At 57.0% G+C, this 22,274-nt stretch carries 19 protein-coding genes; 13 read left to right on the plus strand and 6 right to left on the minus strand.

Annotation, left to right across the window (positions count from 1 at the left end; genetic code table 11):
- Positions 1 to 8 precede the first annotated feature (8 nt).
- The 10 genes from ruvA to QP891_RS01350 all read left to right on the plus strand — a co-directional run bounded on the left by ruvA (position 9) and on the right by QP891_RS01350 (position 13,252).
- Complete coding sequence (gene ruvA / locus QP891_RS01305) at positions 9 to 617, plus strand: Holliday junction branch migration protein RuvA (protein WP_284784230.1); 609 nt, start codon at positions 9 to 11, stop codon at positions 615 to 617.
- A gap of 36 nt (positions 618 to 653) precedes the next feature.
- Entirely contained in the window at positions 654 to 1,733 is a 1,080-nt protein-coding gene (ruvB, locus tag QP891_RS01310; protein WP_284784229.1) for a Holliday junction branch migration DNA helicase RuvB, read from the plus strand.
- A gap of 89 nt (positions 1,734 to 1,822) precedes the next feature.
- Positions 1,823 to 2,197 (plus strand): preprotein translocase subunit YajC, encoded by a 375-nt coding sequence (yajC, locus tag QP891_RS01315; protein WP_284769708.1) that lies wholly within the window; start codon positions 1,823 to 1,825, stop codon positions 2,195 to 2,197.
- Between the two features lie 278 nt (positions 2,198 to 2,475).
- Complete coding sequence (gene secD / locus QP891_RS01320; protein ID WP_284769709.1) at positions 2,476 to 4,359, plus strand: protein translocase subunit SecD; 1,884 nt, start codon at positions 2,476 to 2,478, stop codon at positions 4,357 to 4,359.
- 2 nt (positions 4,360 to 4,361) lie between these two features.
- Positions 4,362 to 5,534, plus strand: coding sequence for a protein translocase subunit SecF (secF, locus tag QP891_RS01325; protein WP_284784224.1), 1,173 nt, complete (start codon positions 4,362 to 4,364; stop codon positions 5,532 to 5,534).
- A gap of 72 nt (positions 5,535 to 5,606) precedes the next feature.
- On the plus strand, positions 5,607 to 7,358 hold the full coding sequence (locus QP891_RS01330; protein WP_284816825.1) for an ABC transporter substrate-binding protein: 1,752 nt from the start codon (positions 5,607 to 5,609) through the stop codon (positions 7,356 to 7,358).
- A gap of 51 nt (positions 7,359 to 7,409) precedes the next feature.
- The gene (locus QP891_RS01335; protein WP_284784357.1) at positions 7,410 to 7,955 is read left to right on the plus strand and encodes an adenine phosphoribosyltransferase; all 546 of its coding nucleotides are present in this window, start codon (positions 7,410 to 7,412) and stop codon (positions 7,953 to 7,955) included.
- Between the two features lie 85 nt (positions 7,956 to 8,040).
- Positions 8,041 to 10,335: a RelA/SpoT family protein gene (locus tag QP891_RS01340; protein WP_284816827.1), complete on the plus strand. Its 2,295-nt coding sequence runs from the start codon at positions 8,041 to 8,043 to the stop codon at positions 10,333 to 10,335.
- A gap of 193 nt (positions 10,336 to 10,528) precedes the next feature.
- The gene (locus QP891_RS01345) at positions 10,529 to 12,571 is read left to right on the plus strand and encodes a bifunctional metallophosphatase/5'-nucleotidase (protein WP_284816830.1); all 2,043 of its coding nucleotides are present in this window, start codon (positions 10,529 to 10,531) and stop codon (positions 12,569 to 12,571) included.
- 108 nt (positions 12,572 to 12,679) lie between these two features.
- Positions 12,680 to 13,252 (plus strand): DUF421 domain-containing protein, encoded by a 573-nt coding sequence (locus QP891_RS01350; RefSeq protein WP_410755690.1) that lies wholly within the window; start codon positions 12,680 to 12,682, stop codon positions 13,250 to 13,252.
- 102 nt (positions 13,253 to 13,354) lie between these two features.
- Here QP891_RS01350 and QP891_RS01355 read toward each other — a convergent pair whose 3' ends face one another.
- Together QP891_RS01355 and QP891_RS01360 are read right to left on the minus strand one after the other, a co-directional pair.
- Positions 13,355 to 13,702 carry a hypothetical protein gene (locus tag QP891_RS01355; protein WP_284816832.1) on the minus strand — a complete coding sequence of 116 codons (348 nt, stop codon included), beginning with the start codon at positions 13,700 to 13,702 and terminating at the stop codon, positions 13,355 to 13,357.
- Positions 13,703 to 14,020: 318 nt separating this feature from the next.
- Positions 14,021 to 14,905: a peptidylprolyl isomerase gene (locus tag QP891_RS01360; protein ID WP_284816834.1), complete on the minus strand. Its 885-nt coding sequence runs from the start codon at positions 14,903 to 14,905 to the stop codon at positions 14,021 to 14,023.
- Positions 14,906 to 15,061: 156 nt separating this feature from the next.
- Here QP891_RS01360 and tpx point away from each other — a divergent pair, with 156 nt between their 5' ends.
- The 3 genes from tpx to hisS all read left to right on the plus strand — a co-directional run bounded on the left by tpx (position 15,062) and on the right by hisS (position 17,651).
- Positions 15,062 to 15,559: a thiol peroxidase gene (tpx, locus tag QP891_RS01365; protein WP_284816836.1), complete on the plus strand. Its 498-nt coding sequence runs from the start codon at positions 15,062 to 15,064 to the stop codon at positions 15,557 to 15,559.
- 167 nt (positions 15,560 to 15,726) lie between these two features.
- Positions 15,727 to 16,362 (plus strand): MBL fold metallo-hydrolase, encoded by a 636-nt coding sequence (locus QP891_RS01370; protein ID WP_284816838.1) that lies wholly within the window; start codon positions 15,727 to 15,729, stop codon positions 16,360 to 16,362.
- A 5-nt stretch (positions 16,363 to 16,367) separates the two neighbouring features.
- Positions 16,368 to 17,651: a histidine--tRNA ligase gene (gene hisS, locus QP891_RS01375; RefSeq protein WP_284816841.1), complete on the plus strand. Its 1,284-nt coding sequence runs from the start codon at positions 16,368 to 16,370 to the stop codon at positions 17,649 to 17,651.
- Positions 17,652 to 17,717: 66 nt separating this feature from the next.
- On the opposite strand, the gene QP891_RS01380 is transcribed toward hisS, so the two are convergent.
- From QP891_RS01380 to ypfJ, 4 genes are all read right to left on the minus strand, one after another.
- Positions 17,718 to 19,127: an L-serine ammonia-lyase gene (locus QP891_RS01380; RefSeq protein ID WP_284816842.1), complete on the minus strand. Its 1,410-nt coding sequence runs from the start codon at positions 19,125 to 19,127 to the stop codon at positions 17,718 to 17,720.
- A gap of 168 nt (positions 19,128 to 19,295) precedes the next feature.
- Positions 19,296 to 19,964, minus strand: a complete 669-nt coding sequence (locus QP891_RS01385; RefSeq protein WP_237791858.1) for an FMN reductase — start codon at positions 19,962 to 19,964, stop codon at positions 19,296 to 19,298.
- A 3-nt stretch (positions 19,965 to 19,967) separates the two neighbouring features.
- The gene (locus QP891_RS01390) at positions 19,968 to 21,080 is read right to left on the minus strand and encodes an LLM class flavin-dependent oxidoreductase (protein ID WP_284796082.1); all 1,113 of its coding nucleotides are present in this window, start codon (positions 21,078 to 21,080) and stop codon (positions 19,968 to 19,970) included.
- Between the two features lie 105 nt (positions 21,081 to 21,185).
- Positions 21,186 to 22,067, minus strand: a complete 882-nt coding sequence (gene ypfJ / locus QP891_RS01395) for a KPN_02809 family neutral zinc metallopeptidase (RefSeq protein WP_284769722.1) — start codon at positions 22,065 to 22,067, stop codon at positions 21,186 to 21,188.
- Positions 22,068 to 22,274 lie beyond the last annotated feature (207 nt).

Below are 22,274 nucleotides of genomic sequence, written 5' to 3' on the forward strand. Positions count from 1 at the left end.
GGTAGAAAATGATTGCGGCATTGCGGGGAGAAGTCCTCCACATTGGTTTAGATCACGGCGTTATTGATTGCGGAGGGGTGGGCTATAAGTTTTTGGCCACCGCAAAGACGTTGGGAACCCTGCGCCGTGGGGAAACTGCCTTTGTGCTCACTACCTTGGTGGTCAAGGAAGATGCATTGACCCTGTACGGTTTTACCAGCGATGACGATCGCGAAATGTTCCAGGTGCTGCAATCCGTGTCCGGCTTGGGCCCTAAACTCGCCTTGGCTGCATTATCCGTCATGGGAGCAGAAGAGCTGGCTGCAGCCATTGGCGGGGAGGATGTTAAGGCGCTGCAGTCTATTCCGGGCGTCGGCAAGCGGATGGCCCAACGCCTTACCTTGGAGCTTAAAGATAAGGTAAAGCGCTTTGCTGGAACTCCAACGGCTGATGCGGCGCCGGCGGCAACAAGCGGTGGTGGCCCAGTTGTCGATAGCGTTACTGAAGCCCTCTTGGGCCTAGGATTTACTGAGAAGGCGGCTCGTCCCGTGGTGGAGGCGGCATATGCCGAAGCCCCCGCGGCGGATACGTCGACCTTGCTGCGCGCGGCCCTAGCCCAGTTGGGTAAGCAGGGTTAAAAGAACACGACGTCAAGAAGACACGAAGGCTACAGCATGTCCGATATTGAGCGTACCGAGTTCAACCTCCCGGAGGGAATGAATGAGGCGCACGATTCACAGCACAATAGTGATGTGGAAGCCACCGCTCACGCCGAAGAACACGATATCGAGCGCTCCCTGCGCCCGAAATCCCTGACGGAATTTATTGGGCAGCCAAAGGTGAGGGAACAGCTGTCCCTCGTGCTGACCGGCGCGAAGAACCGCGGGGTCACCCCAGACCACGTCCTGCTATCGGGTCCGCCCGGCCTGGGTAAGACCACGATGGCCATGATCATTTCGCAGGAACTTGGGACGTCGCTGCGCATGACTTCGGGTCCAGCGCTGGAGCGGGCGGGAGATCTCGCGGCCATGCTTTCGAACCTCATGGAAGGCGACGTGCTCTTCATCGATGAGATCCACCGCATAGCCCGCCCCGCCGAAGAAATGCTCTATATGGCCATGGAGGATTTCCGCATCGATGTGATTGTGGGCAAGGGGCCGGGAGCTACCTCGATCCCCTTGGAGATCCCGCCGTTTACGTTGGTCGGAGCCACAACGCGAGCGGGAATGCTCACTGGTCCGCTGCGGGATCGCTTCGGCTTTACCGCCCAAATGGAGTACTACAGCACCGAGGATCTCACCCATGTGATCAAGCGTGCGGCACATATCTTGGACGTCGCCATCGACGATGATGCCGCCGTTGAAATCGGCTCGCGTTCGCGCGGCACTCCGCGCATCGCCAACCGCCTACTGCGCCGCGTGCGCGACTATGCGGAGGTCAATGGCACCGGGCGCATCGATCTTTCCGCCGCGCAGGGGGCGTTGGAGGTATTCGATGTTGATGAAATGGGGTTGGACCGGCTAGACCGTGCCGTTCTTAATGCCCTGATCAATGGTCATGGTGGCGGACCGGTGGGTGTTAATACCTTGGCCATCGCCGTTGGTGAGGAACCCTCCACTGTGGAGGAGGTGTGCGAGCCGTACTTGGTTCGCGCGGGCATGATTTCGCGCACCGGGCGGGGCAGAGTAGCCACCGCAGCCGCCTGGCAGCACCTGGGCCTGACGCCTCCGGATGGGGCAATTGGGCTGTTTTAAGGGAGCATGAACACCTCGCTGATGGTGTCAGTGAGGTGGAACTAGCCCATGGTTTTTGTGAACCAAACAGTCTGGCATACTGGAAAGTTATGGAAATCATCTTTCTCATCATCATTGTCATTTTGTTCATCATTCCTTCCTTTATGGCGATGCGTAAGCAACGCCAGCGCCAAAACGACATGCAATCGCTGCAGAACTCCCTGCAGAATGGAGATCGCATTGTGACCGCTGGCGGTGTCCACGGCGTGGTGCGCGGAACCACCGATACCAGTGTGGACCTCGAGGTTTCCCCGGGGGTTACCCTTACCTTTGACAAGATGGCGGTGGTTCGCACCGAAAGCGAAGCTCAGAACCTCGCCCGCGGTGGTGCAGACAATGCTGGAGAGCCACAGCGCGACAACGGTGAGAACAATAATGATGACGGATTCAATGGTGGGGAAGGCGAGCAGCCCTCTAACCGCTAATTCCTCGTTATCGCCCGTGCTCTCAACGAAGGCAGACGCGGGCGCACCCTGTGCACACGGCTAGTGTTCTCTGAACCTGCAATTGGCTTAAGGGAAACGTAGAACCTGACACATTTTCGCTGAATCGCGGACCCCGTTAAGGAAAATGTTGTTCCATGACGTACGATTGTGCGTTGTTAACGTGCCCGTGCCGAATTGGGCGGGCCGTATTTAATGTTTAATCACCCTGGTTTGCAGTGCACAGGAGAATATCGTTGTCCGCATCATCTCGAGGCGCTATGAAAAATAGCAACCGCCAATGGCCTAAACGCGCCCTCGCGCTTTTTGGGCTTATCGTGGTCGTTATCTATGCGCTGGTCTTTTTCACCGGAAACCGCCAAGCCACCCCAAAGCTAGGCATTGACCTGCAGGGCGGCACGCGCGTTACCTTGGCACCACAAGGTGAAGACCCCACCCAGGACCAGCTACGGCAGGCGCGCAATATTTTGGAACAGCGCGTGAACGGTATGGGCGTTTCTGGTTCCGAGGTCGTCATCAACGGCAATACCCTCGTCATCACAGTACCTGGCGAGGACGCCTCGCAGGCCCAAGCAGTGGGGCAGACCTCTCAGTTGTACTTCCGCCCGGTGGCGCAACCCTCGGCGCCGGATTTGGACAAGCTCGACAAAGAGCTGGAGGATATGGCCAACCGCTGGGTCAAATACGGCGTCCTAGATAAGGACGAAGCTAACAAGAAGTTGGAAGACGTCACCAACGCCGTGGCCCAGCAAGAAGCGCAGGCTGAGGGCAAGGAAGCGAAGGACGTCAAGGCCCCGAAGGTTTCCGCTAAGCCTTTGGATGAGCCGTCCAACTCAATTGAGCAGACCGAGCGTCGCGATGAAATCACCGAGATGTTGTTGAAGGACCGTCAATCGGAGGATCCGACTACGCAGGCAGCGGCCTCTTCACTTTTGACGTGCCAGGGAGCCGCTGACCCGCTGGCTGGCGCAGACGATCCGTCCAAGCCTTTTGTTACCTGTGATTACGACAGCGGCACTCCTTATGTCTTGGAGCCAGCCCCGTTGCTCAGTGGCATTGAGGATGAAGACGGTACCCGTTTGACGGGTAATGAGATTGATACCAATTCCCCGATCAACGGTGGCCTCAACCCGCAGTCCGGCCAGATGGAGATCAGCTTCTCCTTCAAGACTGGCAACGGCCCGAACGGCTCCCAGACCTGGGCGGACCTCACGCGGGAGCACCTGAACGATCAGATTGCCATCACCCTTGACTCGGCCGTGATTTCGGCGCCGGTTATCCAGGGAGCTACCCCGTACGGTTCCGCTACCTCCATTAACGGCGACTTCAGTCAAGAAGAGGCCAATAACCTAGCCAATAACCTGCGCTACGGCGCATTGCCGCTGTCCTTTGCCGGCGAAAACGGCGAGCCCGGTGGCACGGTGGAGTCCATTCCTCCGACACTGGGTAAGGCAGCGCTAGAAGCTGGTCTTTGGGCTGGCTTGGCAGGCTTGATTTTGGTCATCCTTTACTCGCTGTACTACTTCCGCGCGCTCAGTGGTGTGTCCGTTATCTTCTTGCTCGGCTCTGCCCTGCTGACCTACGGCGCTATTGTGCTGCTGGGGCGCTGGATTGGTTACTCGCTCGACCTTTCCGGTATCGCCGGTTTGGTCATCGGTGTCGGTGCGACAGCGGACTCGTTCGTGGTCTACTACGAGCGCATCAAGGATGAACTCTTAGAAGGTAGAACCTTTAGGTCAGCAACGCAGAAGGCCTGGGAGCGCTCGCGCAGCACCATCGTGACCGGTAATGCGGTGACACTCATCGGTTCTGTCATTGTCTACTTCCTCGCCATCGGTGAAGTGAAGGGCTTCGCGTTTACTTTGGGCCTGACCACGGTCTTCGACCTCGTCGTGTCCTTCTTGGTCATGGCACCGTTGATGCAGATTATTGGCCGCCGCCCTGCGGCAGCCAAGCCATCGATGAATGGTTTGGGTGGAATTTATGCGCTAATTGAAGAGCGGCGCGAGCGCGGCTACTACGGAGATTCCCGTTCTGCCGCTACTACGCCGCAGGAGCGCTCCACTGAAAATTCGGCATCCGTTGGCGCCGATTCGTCTGAGAGTTCTTCGCCCTCAGCAGCTGCGGAAGATGAGGAGAAATAATCATGGCCGTATCGACTAAAAATAAGATTTCGCGTTTAGATCGCCTCTATGAAGACGAGCGTGGCTATGACTTCATTGGCCATACCAAACGGTGGTACGGGATTACCGCCGCGCTCCTCGTCGGTGCCATCGTCGCTATCTTGATTCGTGGATTTACGCTTTCCCTCGACTTTGAGGGTGGCACCACCTTGTCCATGCCTGCTGGGGACTTGAAAGAAGACGAGGTAGCTACCGTCTTCGAGGACTCCACTGGCGTTGAACCGGAGCAAGTGCGCATCGTTGGTGCCGGTGATTCTGAGACGCTCGAAATCACCTCTGAGCGCTTGAGCCAAGAAGAGGTAGACAGCGCTCGGTCTGCCATCTACGAGGAATTCCAACCCAAGGATGAAAACGGGGAGGCCACCCCGGACGCCATCGGTTCTTCCACCGTGTCCGAATCGTGGGGCTCCTCGATTACGCAGCGCATGATCCTCGCCATGATCGTATTCCTCGTTGCAGCGACAATCTATGTGGCGGTACGCCTGCAAAAGATTATGGCTTTTGCCGCCATTTTGGCGCTAATTATTGATGGCATCGTCATCGCCGGTATCTACGCCCTCTTCGGGTTTGAAGTTTCTCCCGCCGTCATCATCGGTTTGCTCACCGTCCTGACCTTCTCCATCTATGACTCCGTCATCGTCTTTGACAAGGTCAATGAGAATACGGCCGGGCTGGAAGGCCAACGATCTAAGACCTATGGGGAACTCGCCAACTTGGCGATTAACCAGACGGTCATGCGTTCCATTTCCACCTCTATCATTTCCGCGCTGCCTATTATCGCGCTGTTCGTCATTGCCGTATGGCTTATGGGCATCGGTACGCTGCGCGATTTGGCGCTGATCCAGCTCATTGGCGTTATCGAGGGTATTTTCTCCTCGATTTTCTTGGCCACTCCGTTGGTGGTGACGTTTGCTAACTGGACTAAGCGCGTCAAGCAGCACACGCAGCGTGTGCTAGATTACCGCGCAGGTAAATCTGAGGAAGGTGAACCAGCGGATGCGGGTTCTGCAAAGCGCAAGGTGGTTACGCCTTCCGATGTCGGGGCCAAGACGCACAAGGAAGTGGCAGAAGAACAAACTGATCACGGCAGCAGTGCCTCCGGCCATACCGGTGCTACGTGGCGCCCGGGCCGCTAAGTGCCCTTGAACACGGCATAATCAGGCAGACTAAAGCTTGGTCTTTTTAGGAGAAAAGGGGTTGTGCGTACCGTGGAACGCAGATTAGGCACCACACGGTGGTGGGGGCGCCGTCCCAAAATCACGGCGGTTGCAGCGGGGCTTTCCGCCCTTGCGCTGGTAGCGGCCTCGTGCAGCAGTGAGGAATCCGAGAGCGGTGACCAGGCTACGCCCAGCGATCCGGAGTCCTACAACTACGCCGGATATATGGTTAACTCTCAGCTGACCACGACGAATGCCGGCACCGCCTTCGGCAGCACCACCTCAGCGGCCCAACTTTCGACGCGGCTTTATCCCGGCCTTTTTGTCCCGGGGCCCTCCGGGCAGCTTATTCCCAATGCGGATTTGGTAGAGACCGAAGAGCTTCCGCCGGCAGCTGATAGTGATCGGGAAAGCGTGCGTGTGACGCTTGCCGATGACGCCACATTCTCCGATGGTGCCCCCGTCACCTGCGATGATTACCTGCTTGCCTATACGGCTGGCACGCACCCGGTTGAATTTGCCTCGCATATGCCGCTGATGAATGACATCGCGGATATCGAGTGCGCACCGCAGAGCAAGGCCTTTACACTGACTTTTCAGAAAGACCAGGGACATCGGTGGCGCCAAATGTTTGGCCCTGGCACCGTCATGCCTGCGCACGCGCTTGCGCAGAAGACGGATTTGACCGTAGAGGAACTCAACGCGGCCTTGCACGCAGAAGACATGGCGACGTTGCAGCCAGTAGCGGAATTGTGGCGCTATGGGTTTTCTACAGCCAAGGATGACTTTGACCCCGAGCTGCAGGTCTCCTACGGACCATTCACTGCGGATAAGGTGGGCGATTCCGGCGAGGTTTTCTTAAAAGCCAATGAGCAGTATCGCGGCGACAAACCTGCCTTGGATCGCCTCGTTATTTGGCCAAGTACGGCGAACGCACAGGAACTTGCGGATAAGGGCGTTCTCAAGGTGGCGGATTCCGCCGTCGCGGCGCCCGACTGGCTCTCCGGGAAAGGCGGCGCGGATGCGGAATCTGGAGAAGGCAACGACGCCCGAGAATCCGATAACGATTCCTCAGACAAGGACTCCGCGGGCGCAGGCGCTGACGCGTTTGAGACGACCACCAAGGTTGGCCTGCAAACCGATACGCTGACCCTGTCGCAGGCCGGGATTTTCGCAGAGCCTTCTGCTAGGAAGGCATTTGCTGCCTGCGTCGACCAAGCGGCGTTAGCACAAAAGAGCTCCGAAATATCTGGTGTCGATGTTCCACCGGCTTATGTGCGTACCGTCTCTGTCCAAGATCCGGTAGCCCAAACGCTAGGCTCGGTGGCGAAGGACCACGAGGGAACGGACATGGCTGCGGCCGGCCAGTTGAATGGATCCACCATCAAGGTGGGCTACGTTGGCCCGGATAAGCGCTATCAGGCGATGGTCGATGCGCTGCGCGCCTCCTGCGAACCGGCGGGGATTACCATCGAGGATGCTGCGGAGGAGAACCTATCGCAGTTTTATCTCAACCCTGATCCGGAAACGGGGCAGCCAACCATCGATGCCTTCTTGGGCCCAGTCGATCCGCTGACCGAGTACTCCGCCGCTGATTCCAGCATCAAAAACTCCGTTCAGCTCAAGGAGCAGGAAGAGCAGCTGTGGGAGAGTGTTCCCTCCATTCCGGTCGCTGCGCAGCCGCGCGTGTTCATCGTTCATCGCGACGTGGAGGGTGTCCTGCCGTACACTGGCATCTCGGGCATCGGCTGGAATATGGACCGTTGGCATGTGTCGACACAAGAACCTGTGGAAAAGGCCTAGGCCTTGTTCGCTCCTAAATTAATTCTCGCTATTTAGTTCTCAAGGAAGATGATGACCTCTCACTACGAATCAGCAGCACAAGCATTGCGCGATAACGTGCGCCTTGTGCAGGACTTTCCAGAAGAAGGGATTCTTTTTGAAGACCTCACACCGGTATTAGCCGATCCTGAGGCATTTCAGGCCGTTGTTGATGGACTCGCGGCCGCGTGCGAGGAGCTGGGTGCGGATCTCATTGGCGGCTTGGATGCCCGCGGGTTCCTGCTTGGCTCTGCCGTGGCGTACAAACTGGGTTTGGGCATTTTGGCCATTCGCAAGAAGGGCAAGCTTCCGCCGCCTGTATATACCGAGGAATACGAACTGGAATATGGGTCGGCCGCGTTGGAGATCCCCGCCCGCGGCGTTGATGTGAAGGGCAAGCGCGTGGTGCTTGTCGATGACGTCCTAGCCACCGGTGGCACCCTCCACGGCGCCAAACTGTTGCTGGAGTCTGCAGGTGCCGAGGTCGCGGGCAATGTAGTGGTGCTAGAAGTTAAGGGTCTTAATGGTCGTGAACGCTTATCGGGCCCGCCGCTCATTGTGCTGGATGACGCTGACTAAGATGGTGTGTCTAAGCTAGATCACACGATCTGGAAAGGCGCTGCAGCCAGCAATATAGGCTGCAGCATTGTGAAGGGCGGTAGAGATGGCCACGGATAAGTCAGCAAAACGCCAGGCTAATAACGGGATGCGGAGCATGTCTGCTCGGCTTGCCCGGTCACTGACCGGCGGGCGGGTCAAGATTAACCCCGTGCTCGATCCCCTCATGTCCATTCACCGGAAATTCCATCCCAAGGCGGATGCGGAATTACTCAACGCTGCCTATAACACCGCGGAAAGGTTGCATGAGGGCGTATTCCGCAAGTCGGGTGAGCCGTATATTACCCACCCTCTGGCCGTAGCTACGATTGCCGCGGAAATCGGTATGGATACCACCACCATTGTTGCAGCGCTCCTGCACGATACGGTGGAGGATACCGATTACACGCTGGAGGATCTGACCCGAGACTTCGGGCCCGAAGTTGCCCGGCTCGTTGATGGCGTGACCAAGCTGGACAAGGTGGCCTTGGGTGCTGCGGCCGAGGCTGAGACGATCCGCAAGATGATCGTCGCCATGGCCAACGATCCGCGCGTCCTTGTCATCAAGGTCAGCGACCGGCTGCACAATATGCGCACGATGCGCTTCTTGCCTCCAGAAAAGCAGGCCAAAAAGGCGCGCCAAACGCTAGAAGTCATTGCCCCCTTGGCTCACCGGTTGGGCATGGCGAGCGTGAAATGGGAACTAGAGGATTTGTCTTTTGCCATCCTCTATCCCAAAAAGTACGACGAAATCGTGCGCATGGTGGCAGAGCGCGCGCCCTCGCGCGATCGTGCCCTGAAGGAAATCATCAACCAAGTGGGTGCCGCCTTAAAGGAAAATGGCATCGAGGCCGAAGTAATGGGCCGGCCGAAGCATTACTGGTCTATCTATCAAAAGATGGTCGTCCGCGGCCGCGAGTTCGCGGAGATCTTCGACTTGGTGGGCATTCGCGTGCTGGTGGATGACAGCAATAGCTGTTACGCCGCCATTGGCGTCGTGCACTCCATCTACCAGGCTCTGCCGGGGCGTTTTAAGGATTATATTTCCTCCCCGCGCTTCGGCGTCTACCAGTCTTTGCATACGACGGTGCTCGCGGACGGCGGAGCGACCCTTGAGGTACAGGTCCGCACGCACGAGATGCACTACAACGCCGAATTCGGCGTCGCCGCGCACTGGCGCTATAAGGAAACGAAGGGAAAGAATTCTGGGCACCAGGAAGAGGTGGACCAGATGGCCTGGATGCGCCAGCTGCTGGACTGGCAGAAAGAAGCGGCTGACCCCAATGAGTTTCTCGATTCCCTGCGCTATGACCTGACGGCGCGCCAGATCTTCGCCTTTACCCCGAAGGGTGATGTGGTGGATCTGCCGGCGGGTTCCACTCCGGTGGATTTTGCCTATGCCGTGCATACGGAGGTCGGGCACCGCTGCATTGGTGCCAAGGTCAACGGCAAATTGGTGGCGCTAGAATCGCCGCTGAAATCTGGCGACAAGGTAGAAATCTTTACCTCCAAGGATCCTAACGCCGGCCCGTCGCGCGATTGGCAGGAATTCTTGGTCTCCCCGCGTGCCAAGGCAAAGGTCCGCCAGTGGTTTGCCAAGGAAAGGCGTGAGGAGCACCTTGAAGCCGGGCGCGATGCCTTGGCCACTGAGGTGCAGCGCGGCGGCTTGCCGATGCACCGCCTGTTTACCGCCAGCTCCATGAAGCAGGTGGCAGAACAGCTGCACTATTCTGATGTCGATGCCCTGTATACTGCCATCGGCGCAGGACATGTTTCCGCACAACACGTGGCCAACCAATTGGTCGCCATGTTCGGCGATCGCGATGATGCCGTGGATGCGCTGGCTTCTCGAACCCCGCTGTCGGAGCTCGAGCATTCTCGCGCGCAGCATACTAAGGACTCCGCCTCCGGCACGGGCATCTTGGTGGAGGGAAGCCTCGATGTCATGGCCAAGCTTGCGAAGTGCTGCCAGCCGGTGCCCGGGGACGCTATTTTCGGTTTCGTCACCCGCGGTGGGGGAGTATCCGTGCACCGTGCGGACTGCGCCAACGCGGAAAAGCTCAAATCCGAACCGGAACGTATGTTGAAGGTCGAATGGTCCTCAGGTACCTCTTCTACCGGCGCGTTTTCCGCCACGTTGCAGCTTGAGGCATTGGACCGTCAGGGCCTGCTGTCTGAGCTAACGCGGGTATTAAGCGATCAGAACATCAATGTGTTGACGATGAATTCGAACCGCGGCGAGGACCAAATTGCCACGATGCGGTTTACCTTCTCCGTATCGGATACCAAGCAGCTGGGTTCTTTGATGACGACGCTGCGCAATACTGAGGGCGTCTTTGACGTCTACCGCGTGACCGCGTAACCGTTTGACTGCCTGGCTACCTCCCTGCGCGGTTGCTTGGTAGAGCAACGCGCGGGCTACGGGCAGGTGACGATTGTGTGAATTCTGGGCGGAGGAGAGGTAAAAGACCAGTTCACGGGTGGTGTGCTTCCTGCGAGTTGGTTAAGAAAGCGATATAAATTATCTAAATACTTTCTACGACACAGGAGTAATTATGCAGTTCCGCCGCATCGGCCAGTTGGTGGCCGCGACCACCGTCACCGCCGTCGCTCTCTCCGGCACGCAGGCCCTAGCGCAGGAGAACATGACCACCATCTCGGTTACCAATATCACTGACTTGCACGGTCACCTGGAAGATGGCCTGAGCGATCCAGCTAAGGCGGGCGATGAGATTGGCGTGGCTCACCTGCAATCGCTTATCAAGCAGGTCAACGAAGGCCAGGAGTTTAACCTCACCTCTTCAGGCGATAACGTGGGCGGTTCTGCATTCGTCTCGGCCATCTCGGATGACAAATACACCCTGGAAGCGCTCAATGCCATGGGGATGAAGGTCACCGCGGTGGGCAACCACGAATTCGACAAGGGCACCGAGGACCTAACGGACCGTATCGAGCCAGCGTCTGACTATCCCATCCTCGGCGCCAATGTATTAAAAGACGGCAAGCCGCTCTTGGATGCCTCTCATGTGGAAGAAATCGACGGGGTGAAGGTCGGTTATGTCGGAACCGTTACCCAAAACACCAAGTTCAAGGTGTCTGCGGCAAAGATTCCGGGCGTTACCTTTACCGATCCCGTTGAGGCAACGAATAAGGAAGCCACCCGTTTGAAGGAAAGCGGCGAGGCAGACGTCGTGGTCTCCCTCTTCCACGAAGATGCGGAGGAATATGCAGAAGGCTTCAACAAGGATGTCGATATCCTCTTTGGTGGCGATACCCACCAGACCACCCAGGGAACGGTAGAGCGCGAAGGCGCGTTCCCACTGCAGTGGGCGCAAGGCTATGAGTACGGCAAGCTGCTTAACGATGCCGATATTACCTACGACAAGGCCTCGGGCAAGGTGAAAAGCATTGAGATCAAGCAGTACGACGCGACTGCTGCGGCGCAGGTAGAGCCCGATGCAGAAATTGCGGGCATCGTAAAGAAGGCACAAGATGAAGCCGAGGTAGAAGGCTCGAAGAGCGCTGGCAAAGTCGAAACCGACTTATTCCGCGGTTCCGATGAGGGGCAAAAGCCAGGCTCCAACCGCGGTGTCGAGTCCACCCTGAATAACTTCATTGCGGAAGGGCAGCGTTATGCCATGAGCAAGCAGGTGGGTGAGGACATCGACCTTGGCGTAATGAATGCCGGCGGAGTGCGCGCCGATTTGCAGGGCGGCGATGTAACGTACAAGGACATCTATGAGGTCCAGCCGTTTGGTAACTCCGTTATTACTGCGAAGGTCTCCGGCAAAGACTTCATCACCGCACTGGAAAACCAGTGGCAAGGTGAAAGCAGCCGTCCGCGTCTTGCCATGGGGCTGTCCAATAACGTCCAGGTGGTCTATGACCACAAGGCATCCCACGGCCAGCGCGTCAAGGCGGTGACTGTTAATGGCGAGCCCCTCGATCCGAATAAGGACTATTCCATCGCGCTTTCTTCCTTCCTTGCTTCCAGCGACAGCGAAAAGGGCGGCGATGGTTACTTTGAAGCAGGCTCCATCAAGCACAAAAACGATGTGGGATATATGGATGCCCAAGCCATGATCGACTACATCGCGTCCGGCGAGTCCGAGGTTCGTAAGGGACAGGGCCAAATTGGCGCCCACATCGATGGCGATATTGTCCCGGGCAAAGAAATCACCGTCGAACTGTCCAGCTTGAATTACACCAGTGAGGGCGAGCCAATGGCTAAGACCGTTACGGTGAAGCTGGGGGATGAGGAAGTATCTGCCGATATCGATAATTCCAAGCAGGAAGGCGATGACCAATTTGGAGAGCGCGGACGTGCGCAAGTGACGCTTACCGTTCCAGAAGGCCTGACTGGCTCTCAGAACCTAGAAATCACCACCGACGCTGGTACGCAAGCAGTATTGCCCGTAGAATTGGGTGACGCCGATGATGCCCCGAAGATACCGCAAGGCTCTTCCTTTGGTGGCGCAGCCCTTGCCATCGTGGCGGCGCTAGCGGCAGGAATCGCCATTATTGGTTTGAACCCCCAGGTGCTGCCGGCACCACTGCGGGCCATCTTTGATGACCTGCGCAAGACTTTTCACATCTAATTAGCGATCCAATTCCTGCGGATACGCGAAAAGCGCTTTTCCTCGCTTAAAGAGGAAAAGCGCTAATTTTTCTGTGCTGTGTCTTGCATCCTAGTAACCTCAAAAGCCGTGGATATCTTTGAACGGTTTTTACGCGAGGCTACTTTTCAACTAGGAATCGAGCTACATCGAGTTCCTGTTGTTATGTTGTCTACATTAGGCATCTATCTTGCCTTTATGGTCTTGGTAAAGCTCTTTGGTTCTCGCGTACTGACTTCCATGACTGCCTCTGACGCGATCATCATCATTATGTTCGGTGCTGTTGCCGGGCGAGTGATCATTGGTGTTCCACCCACATTAGCGGCGGGTGTTATCGGGCTGACCACGCTGATGGCCCTGGAAGCTGCATTCGGTACCATCCGCAAGGTGGTGAAGTGGACGCGATTTTTGGATCGCCGCCCTGTTCTCATCGTCTTTCAGGGCGAGATGATTGACGATAATCTCACCGTGTCTCACATCACTCGCTCTGACGTGTATTCCGCTGTGCGAAAGGCTGGTTTAGCCCGCATGGAAGACGTTCAGATTATGGTTTTAGAGCCCACCGGGCACATATCTGTCATCAAGAATGGTCAGGACATAGACCCAGATATCTTTAATGACCTCGTTGGCTCTGGGTATATCAAACAGGCCAAAGAGTCTTAAAGATTTGATAGAGGGGGGAGAACATCAGAACGACCTTCCGTACAACCGCCGTGCAGTTCAATAAGAGCACGGCGGTTAAGCACTCTCAAGGCGCGTTAGCGTTTAGAAAGGAAGTTTGAAGTTCTTTAGAAGGTCATCGATGTTGATGTACTTATTGGCGAAAGCGAAGAGAGTACCCAGTGCACCGACAGCAGCAGTAATAACTTCGATCCAGGCCTTGATGGACTCAGGATTCGCGTCCTTGGAAGACAAGTCTTGCGTTTTCTTGGCGTCGTTTTGCTTGTTTGCGTCCGAATCAATCTTCTGGCTAGGAGTGCCGGTGGAGGTGGTAGAAGAGATCTGAGCGGCGGTATCCGCATTCTCCGCGGCAGTGGCCACGGTGGTGCCAGCGAGAGTAACGGAAAGGGCGGTTGCGCCGGCGAGGAAGGCCTTGCGGGAGAAAAGCTTCATTGTGTTTCCTATCAAGCTTGTGGTGTTCAAATTTTTTAGATATTAGACGGCTTCGTAGCTGTCCGAATTACCCCAAGCTGAGTTTAATAAAAAACATTATCAATAAGGAATAGGGGTGTTTTGAGGGGGTGATTAATGCAGATGGTGTGAATGGGAAGGATGTGCTTTCTGGAGTTAAGTGCAGGTAGGAGGGTATTCAAGGCAAAGCATCGGATATGAAAATGCCCCAGCGCCACGCCACGATTTAGTTCGTGCATTGCGCTGGGGTGAGGCAAATGTAGGGGGAGGGGAGGCATCGGCAAGCGCCGATGCCGCAGACTAGGCCTTTACCGTAGCCTTTTTGATCTTTACCTCTTCTGCAGGTTTGCCGTCTTCTTGGCCGCCTGGGAGACCGCCCTGCTCGCCGGTGTCTACGCCGGCCTCGGCAATCTTGTCTAGGGTCTTGAGGCCATCTTCGGTGATGGTGCCAAAGTAGGTGTAGTTAGGAGGCAACTCCGAGTCGTCGTAGTTAAGGAAGAACTGGGAGCCGTTGGTATCCGGACCGCTATTGGCCATAGCGACGGAACCGCGGGGGTAGACAACTGGGTTCTGCAAGTCCTCGTCATCAGTTTCATCGGTGGGGTATTCATTAGCAAAGCTGAAACCTGGGCCGCCGGTACCGGAACCGGTGGGATCGCCGCACTGGAGCACATTCAAGCCACCAGAGGTCATGCGGTGGCAGACGGTGTCATCGTAGAAGCCGGAGTCAGCCAGTTCCGAAATGGCGTGGGTGGTACAAGGCGCGGTGGCACGATCTAGGTTCATCTCGATCGGGCCCTGGGTGGTATCGAAGGATACGGTGACAGTGCCCTCGGTGGAAATACCCTTGCCGTCGGGCTTCTTGGCACCGTGGCCATCCTGCCCATTGTCCTTGTACTCGCACTGGACGGTTGCCGGCAGGGCTTCCGCGCGCTTGCCGCTCAAGGGCTCTGCCTTGGGGGCTTCCTGCGTGGTCTGTGCTTCCGAGGTATCTTCCGCCTGGATTTCGCCCTCAGAGCCATCGCGGGTGGAGAGGAAGTAAATTCCTCCGGCGATGCCGAGGATGACGACGAGCGAGGCTACGGCGACACCAAAAGGACGAGTCTTTTGTTTGCGGTCACGGGACTTTAGCTCGCGGTCGAGCTTGTGCATCGCGTCTTCTCCGCGCTTTTTATTATCTGGCACCGTGGGACAACCTTTCTAGCGATTATCGGTGACGTGTCTCAACTAGGACGATTTTAGCGGCTTTGCGGACGTGGGGCTGACTTGGCTCGGGGATTGGCATCAGCAAAAAGCGGTGAGCTATAGCGGGGAAGCAAAAGTATCAGTACGCTCGGGGCCATGGCTGAAGTTAAATTTTCTGACGAACCTACCCAAACCGCTGGTGAACTTCCCGCAGTAGGGGAATCCATCCCAGAGTTCACCCTCGTTGGCACCGACCTTTCTGAGGTCACCAATAAGGATTTCGAGGGCAAGCGCCTCGTTATCTCGATTTTCCCTTCCATCGATACCGGCGTGTGCCAGCAGCAGCTGCGCACCTTTAACGAGAAGGCTGCGGGCCTAGACAACAGCGTTGTCTTGTCTGTCTCCCGCGACCTTCCCTTCGCGCTGGATCGTTTCTGTGCCGCAGAGGGCATTGAAAATGTGGACACCGCTTCCGATTTCCGCTCCGATTTTGGCGAGAAGTTCGGCGTGACCTTGCAAGGCTCCCCACTCAAGGGCCTATTGGCACGCTCCGTTGTAGTCACCGACGCTGACCACAAGGTCATTTACAACGAGTTGGTGCCGGAGGTAACCACTGAGCCGGACTACGACAAGGCTCTTGCAGCCCTGCAATAAAGCTTTAAGCTGGCAGGATCTTTAAATCCAGCACCCAGCCTTTCCCCATAACCCACCGTGGTTGTGGGCGCGAAGGCTGGGTGCTTTTTGCATGCTTGCGCGGCCTTGGATCAAGAAGGCTGATGCGTGCGGGGTGCTCAAGGGGCGGTTCTCGTTAGACTTGAGCCATGGACGTTCAAGGATTTACTGCAGGCCCATTTCGCACAAATACCTATATCGTGGCGGAGGGAAAGCGCGCTTTCATCGTGGATCCGGGCATGGATTCCATGTCACAGGTTCTATCTTACAACTATGACTATGAAGCCATCGTGCTCACGCACGGGCACATTGACCACACCCGCGAGGCCGGGGACTTGGCACAAAAGCTCGATATCCCCGTTTATATTCATCCCGCAGATAGGTTCATGTTGGATTCTGGGGAGGGCGTCTCTGCCCAGGTACAGGAGCTATTCCAAGCCTCGAGCATGGTACCCATTGCTAATCTCCGCGAACTCCACGGTGGGGAAGAACTGGAGCTAATCGGGAATACATTTACCCTCCATCACGCCCCTGGGCATTCGCCGGGGTGCGTATTGATCATTTCGGATACTTTTGCCCTTACCGGTGACGTACTTTTTGCCGGGGGAATGGGGCGCGTCGATCTTCCGGATTCTAATCCACAGGCCATGCTTGATTCTTTGGCGGGCCCGGTGTGGGATTTAGACGATGAGCTGGACATTCTTCCCGGCCACGGCCCAACCTCGACCATGCGTGAGGAGAGGGCGACCAACCCATTCCTGCGAAAATCCCATGGGGTACTCTAGTGACCATGAGTGAAGAGAAGCGGTTCCAGGCACTGTCCGCACCGAAGGGTGTGCCAGATTATTACCCACCAGAGTCTGCGACTTTTTATAAGGTCCGCCAGACCATGGTGGAACAGGCGCATCTTTCCGGCTTTCAGCACATTGAATTGCCCATTTTTGAAGATACCGCGCTCTTTGCCCGCGGCGTGGGCGAATCTACCGACGTGGTCTCCAAAGAGATGTACACTTTTGCAGATCGCGGCGATCGCTCTGTGACCTTGCGCCCGGAGGGAACTGCGGGCGTTATGCGCTTGGTCATCCAACATAATTTGGATCGCGGTCAGCTGCCGGTAAAGCTGAACTACAGTGGGCCGTTCTTCCGCTATGAGCGCCCGCAGGCGGGGCGCTACCGCCAGCTTCAGCAGGTTGGCGTGGAAGCTATTGGCGTTGACGATCCAGCACTTGATGCTGAGGTCATCGCACTGGCGGATCGCTCCTACAGAGCCCTGGGGCTGAGCGGGTTCCGCCTGGAATTGACCAGCTTGGGCGACCGGAATTGTCGGCCCGCCTACCGTGAAAAGCTGCAGGAATTCCTGTTCAAGCTGGACCTTGATGAGGAAACCCGCCGCCGCGCGGAGATCAACCCCTTGCGTGTCTTAGACGATAAGCGCCCGGAAATGCAGGAGCAGCTTGCCGATGCCCCCTTGATGCTCGATTACCTCGATGCCGAGTGCCGCGAGCACTTTGAGACCGTAACCGGCATGCTGGAGGATATGGGCGTTGCATACGAAATCAACCCCCGTATGGTGCGCGGCTTGGACTACTACACCAAGACTTGCTTTGAATTCGTCCACGATGGCCTGGGTGCGCAATCCGGTATTGGCGGCGGCGGCCGCTACGACGGCCTGATGGCGCAGCTTGGCGGGCAAGATCTCTCGGGCATCGGCTATGGCCTCGGCGTTGACCGCGCCATCCTCGCCCTAGAAGCTGAGGGAATCACCTTAGAAGGCAGTGATTCCCGCGTGGATGTCTATGGCATTGCCTTGGGTACAGCGGCCAAGCGCCGCATGACCGGCATCATCAATGACCTGCGCAAGGCGGGAATCGCGGCGGATATGTCCTTTGGTGATCGCGGCCTCAAGGGCGCGATGAAGGGCGCTGACCGCGCTGGCGCGCGCTTTGCTCTGGTCCTGGGAGATCAAGAACTAGAAAACGGTACCGTTGCGGTGAAGGACTTGGCGGCCCACGAGCAACGCGATGTTGAGCTATCGCAGCTGGTTGCCATTTTAGGACGGGATCTAGAAAGCTAAACGCAGGAGTAAAAAAGGGGGGCACCGAGTAAATTCGGTGCCCCCCTTTTGTGTGTTTTAAACTGATTAGCACTCCACCTGGGAAACGCTAAAGCCCATCGTCTTAGCCAAGCCGCCGAGGGAGGTCTCCTTGTACTTGGAGAGCATATCGCGGCCTGTATCTGCCATGGTTTGTACGGCGTTATCTAGGGTGACGTGGTGGGTGCCTTCGCCCATCATTGCCATGCGGGCAGCGTTAATGGATTTCACCGCGCCGATGGCGTTGCGCTCAATACAAGGGATCTGCACTAGTCCGCCGACCGGGTCACAGGTAAGGCCGAGGTTGTGCTCAAGGGCGATCTCTGCCGCATTTTCCACTTGGGCGGGGGTCGCACCAAGGAGTGCTGCCATTCCCGCAGCGGACATGGATGAGGCGGAGCCGACTTCGCCCTGGCATCCCACTTCGGCGCCGGAAATGGAGGCGTTCTGTTTGATGATCATGCCGATTGCGCCTGCGGTGAGCAGGTAACGGCGTGCGGATTCACGGCAGAAGCCACCATGGAAGTCGCGCGCATAGTGCAGCACTGCGGGAATGATGCCGCAGGCGCCGTTGGTGGGCGCGGTAATAACGCGGCCGCCCGCGGCGTTTTGCTCGTTGACCGCTAAGGCGAAGAGATTGACCCATTCCATGGCGGAGAAGCCAGAGTGTGGGTCATTTTTCTGTTCGAGCAGCTGCGCATACATCTTGGGGGCGCGCCGCGGTACCCGGAGGCCACCGGGCAAGATGCCCTTGGTGGAAATACCATCGGTCACGCATTCGCGCATGATGTCCCATACGAGGTCCAAATGGCGCAGGACAAAATCCGCGCCACCTTCGTCCTTGTGAAGTACTTCCTCATTGGCGAGGACAATTTCCCAAATATCTTTGTCGTTGGCCTCGCAGAGGTTGAGCAGTTCTTCGCCGGTGGTGAACTCATATGGCACGGTGTCTTCTACGGTTGCTGCGGCAACGCCGGCGGGCACTTCGTGGCTATCGGCGACCTCTGCATCGAGCTCTTTGCGGGAGAGGATGAAGCCGCCGCCGACGGAGAAGTACTGTTCATCTTCAGCAAGGATATTGCCATCTGCATCCCAGGCCTGGAAGATCATGCCATTGGGGTGCTGGGGCAGTGGCTCGTTGTCAAAGGTGATTTCGTAGTCGACGCTGCCAGAAGGGCCAGAAATGGTGCCTTCGCTGGGGATTGTGCCGCCGGCTTGCGGCTCGGCATCGATAGGAACGGTCAGCGGCTCCCAGCCGGCGAGTCCTAGGATGACGGCGCGGTCGGAGGCGTGGCCGCGCCCAGTGGCGGACAGCGAACCGCGCAGCTCCGCCGAGACGCGGGCGGGATGGGTATTGAGGGATTCTAGAAATTGCTTCGCGGCGCGCATCGGCCCAACCGTGTGAGAGGAGGATGGGCCAATGCCGATGGCGAAAATGTCAGTAACGCTAATAGTCATGGTGAAAGCCTTAAGAAACCTTTCTTCGTAGCAAGAGAGTTATCGGTCCAAGAGCGTGAAAAAGAGATTTTCTCAGGCGCGGGGATTCGGGTCGAACATTCTAAAATTCAAGCGTAGAGAAATATGTGACATGTATCAATTTTAGAATATGCGATAGGTATTGCGGCGCTAGTGCTTTCCGTCGTATTGGGACAAAATTTCCTCGAAAGGCAGAAACTCTTCGTCCACTCCGATTCCGGTAGGGCGGGAATGGGGGCTGGGTTTGGGGGCATCGGCAAGCCCGGCGACCCGATCCGTGGGGCGAATCATCTGATCTGCAAGCTGGGTGGCGGCACGCTCGATGCGGCTGCGAATGCGTGCGCCCTCGGCGGTGCCCAGATCCTCGGTTGCCTGGAAAATGCCGGTGGGAACGACGTGGGCGTGCAGGTAATTCAATAGGGGGCGCAGCGCATAGTCCAAGATGAGCGCGTGGCGCGGTGAACCGCCCGTAGCTGCCACGATGGTGGGCAGCTCCTCCAAGGCGTGGGCATCCAGAACATCAAAAAACATCTTGAACAGCCCGGAGTAGCTGCCTTGGAAGGCAGGGGTGACGGCAATAAAGCCATCGGCCGTGGAAAGCAGCTCTTTCGCTTCATCCAGTTGGGGCGTTGGAGCCGCCCAATTGGTCATGGCTGTGGCCAATTCAGAAGCAAGGGTGCGCACCTCAATAATGTGGGTGTTTACGCCTTCACCGCGCGCGGAAATCTTCGCCTCGGTGGCTTCTGCAATGGTCTCAGCCAATTGCCGGGTAGATGATGGTTCCGAGAGCCCGGCCGTGAGGACAACCAAAGATCGCATTGCTTAGTCCTCCTTTCCAGGGCTTACGCGAAAGTGTGGGGAATCTGGGTGTTGCTTGAGCGTGGCATGCGTCGGTGGATCTGAGGGTACATGGTCTGGTCGTCGCTGCTCAAAGCGCCGACGGAGCTCAGGGACGACTTGCGTGCCAAGAATTTCTATCTGCTTGAGCACCACTTCTTGCGGCAGCCCCGCGTGATCAACGAGGAAAAGCTGGCGTTGGTAATCGCCCACATAGTCCGTAAATTTCAGGGTGCGCTCAATAACCTGCTCTGCAGTGCCCACGGTCAGCGGGGTGTAATCGGTAAATTCCTCAAGGCTCGGACCGTGCCCGTACACGGGTGCGTTATCGAAGTACGGGCGGAAGAACTTCTTTGCTTCCTCTTCAGTATCGCCAATAAATACCTGGCCGCCGAGCCCCACGATGGCTTGGTCAGCCTGGCCGTGGCCATAAGAGGCAAAGCGGCACCGATACATGCTGACCATCTTGGCTGTGTGTTCTTGATTCCAGAAAATATTATTGTGGAAGAATCCGTCGCCGTAATAGGCGGCTTGTTCTGCAATCTGCGTCGAGCGAATGGAGCCGTGCCATACAAACGGCGGGACGCCATCAAGGGGAGCCGGGGTAGAGGTAAACGCCTGCAATGGGGTGCGGAATTTGCCCTCCCAGTTGACGCTATTCTCCCGCCACAGGCGGCGCAGCAAGTGGTAATTTTCCACGGCCAACGGGATGCCTTGGCGGATATCTTTGCCAAACCACGGGTAGACGGGGCCAGTGTTGCCGCGTCCCATCATCAGGTCTACGCGGCCGCCAGAGAGGTGCTGCAAAAAGGCGTAATCTTCCGCGATCTTTACCGGGTCATTGGTGGTAATTAGCGTCGTGGAGGTAGAAAGCTGCAAGCGCTCGGTCTGCGCTGCGATGTAGGCTAGGTGGGTCGTCGGAGAAGACGGAACGAAGGGCGGATTGTGGTGCTCGCCGGTGGCGAAGACATCGAGACCCACTTCTTCTGCCTTGAGCGCGATTTCCGTAATATTGCGGATTCGCTCCGCCTCAGACGGGGTTTCGCCCGTCGTCGGATCGGTGGTTACGTCTCCGACCGTAAAGATGCCAAATTGCATGATATCCCTTTCTACCCTTGATTCCTGCTTATAATCATTGTACGTGACATGTCAACAACGCAGGAGGGGAGATTGTTCCCAATTGGGTAAAGCGGAGAAGGGGAATTAGCGGTAGACCCCGCGCCCCAAGGTGTCGCACTCAGCCATCCGGCCAGAATTATAACCAGCAAGGAACGCCTGCTGGCGTTGCTCAGAAGACCCGTGCGTCCACGCATCGGGCTGAACCTGGCCGGTGGAACGGCGCTGGATATTGTCGTCACCCACAGCCTGTGCCGCAGTGACCGCATCCGCAACTTGCTGTTGGGAAATCGGCTCAAGCAGAGCATCCTCGCCCTTATCCGCGTGAGAAGCCCAAATACCTGCGTAGCAATCTGCCTGGAGCTCGATCTTTACCGCATTGGAATCCGCGCCGGGGTCGTTATAGTCAGAAAGCTGCAGCGTGCCCTCAAGCTGCTGAATGTGGTGGCCAAACTCGTGGGCGACAATGTACATTTGCGCGAACGGGGCATTGTGTGCACCGTAGTTGCTCAGCGAATCAAAAAACGTGGTGTCGAAGTATGCCGATTGATCGGCGGGGCAATAAAACGGCCCGGTGGCTGAAGATGCGGTGCCGCAACCGGAATTGGTGGAGCCATTAAAAATCACCCGGCCAGGGTTGGTGTATTCAATGCCGGCTTGCTCTGGCAGCTCGGCGGTCCACACGTTATCCACGCTCATGGCGGTAAACATCACCCGGCAGTCATCGTATTTATTGCCGTCCTCTGCCGTTTGGCAGTGATCGAAGGCAGAATCATCGGTGCCAGATTGGGTGCTGGATTGTGACTGTTCATTGCCCAGGAGGGCGCCAATATCGGAGGGATTTCCTCCCAATAAGAGGTAGAGCCCTACCAGTACGACGGAGCCGACGCCGCCGCCTATTGCGAGGCCACCGCCACCGCCGGAGGTTGCGCGCTGGCCATCAAAATCGGCACCAGATTTAAATGTCATGACTAAATAGTGCCACACCTTTTCAGCGTCGTCAGTGCGCAGCGGGCACTCCTTTTCCGGGGGCGGGCAGTGGCACTGGGCTCGTGACCGTGTGCTGTGGATTAATTGGGCTTAATAGGAGCGGAAGTAGCGGTGGGATGTAGAATTGGCCAAGTTCCTAGTCTTGTGCTTGGTTGGGCGCGCGCTGTTTACGCGTGGCTGGACCCG

Source organism: Corynebacterium sp. MSK310, from assembly GCF_030227355.1.
Classification (GTDB): Bacteria; Actinomycetota; Actinomycetes; order Mycobacteriales; family Mycobacteriaceae; genus Corynebacterium; species Corynebacterium rhinophilum.

Coding starts and splice junctions, on each gene's coding strand:
- QP891_RS01335 (WP_284784357.1), top strand. CDS start 7,410: ATGACCTCTCACTACGAATCAGCAGCACAAGCATTGCGCGATAACGTG.
- QP891_RS01355 (WP_284816832.1), bottom strand. CDS start 13,702: ATGAAGCTTTTCTCCCGCAAGGCCTTCCTCGCCGGCGCAACCGCCCTT.
- ypfJ (WP_284769722.1), bottom strand. CDS start 22,067: ATGACATTTAAATCTGGTGCCGATTTTGATGGCCAGCGCGCAACCTCC.
- QP891_RS01370 (WP_284816838.1), top strand. CDS start 15,727: ATGGACGTTCAAGGATTTACTGCAGGCCCATTTCGCACAAATACCTAT.
- ruvA (WP_284784230.1), top strand. CDS start 9: ATGATTGCGGCATTGCGGGGAGAAGTCCTCCACATTGGTTTAGATCAC.
- yajC (WP_284769708.1), top strand. CDS start 1,823: ATGGAAATCATCTTTCTCATCATCATTGTCATTTTGTTCATCATTCCT.
- hisS (WP_284816841.1), top strand. CDS start 16,368: ATGAGTGAAGAGAAGCGGTTCCAGGCACTGTCCGCACCGAAGGGTGTG.
- tpx (WP_284816836.1), top strand. CDS start 15,062: ATGGCTGAAGTTAAATTTTCTGACGAACCTACCCAAACCGCTGGTGAA.
- QP891_RS01340 (WP_284816827.1), top strand. CDS start 8,041: ATGGCCACGGATAAGTCAGCAAAACGCCAGGCTAATAACGGGATGCGG.
- secF (WP_284784224.1), top strand. CDS start 4,362: ATGGCCGTATCGACTAAAAATAAGATTTCGCGTTTAGATCGCCTCTAT.
- QP891_RS01345 (WP_284816830.1), top strand. CDS start 10,529: ATGCAGTTCCGCCGCATCGGCCAGTTGGTGGCCGCGACCACCGTCACC.
- QP891_RS01380 (WP_284816842.1), bottom strand. CDS start 19,127: ATGACTATTAGCGTTACTGACATTTTCGCCATCGGCATTGGCCCATCC.
- QP891_RS01385 (WP_237791858.1), bottom strand. CDS start 19,964: ATGCGATCTTTGGTTGTCCTCACGGCCGGGCTCTCGGAACCATCATCT.
- QP891_RS01390 (WP_284796082.1), bottom strand. CDS start 21,080: ATGCAATTTGGCATCTTTACGGTCGGAGACGTAACCACCGATCCGACG.
- ruvB (WP_284784229.1), top strand. CDS start 654: ATGTCCGATATTGAGCGTACCGAGTTCAACCTCCCGGAGGGAATGAAT.
- secD (WP_284769709.1), top strand. CDS start 2,476: ATGAAAAATAGCAACCGCCAATGGCCTAAACGCGCCCTCGCGCTTTTT.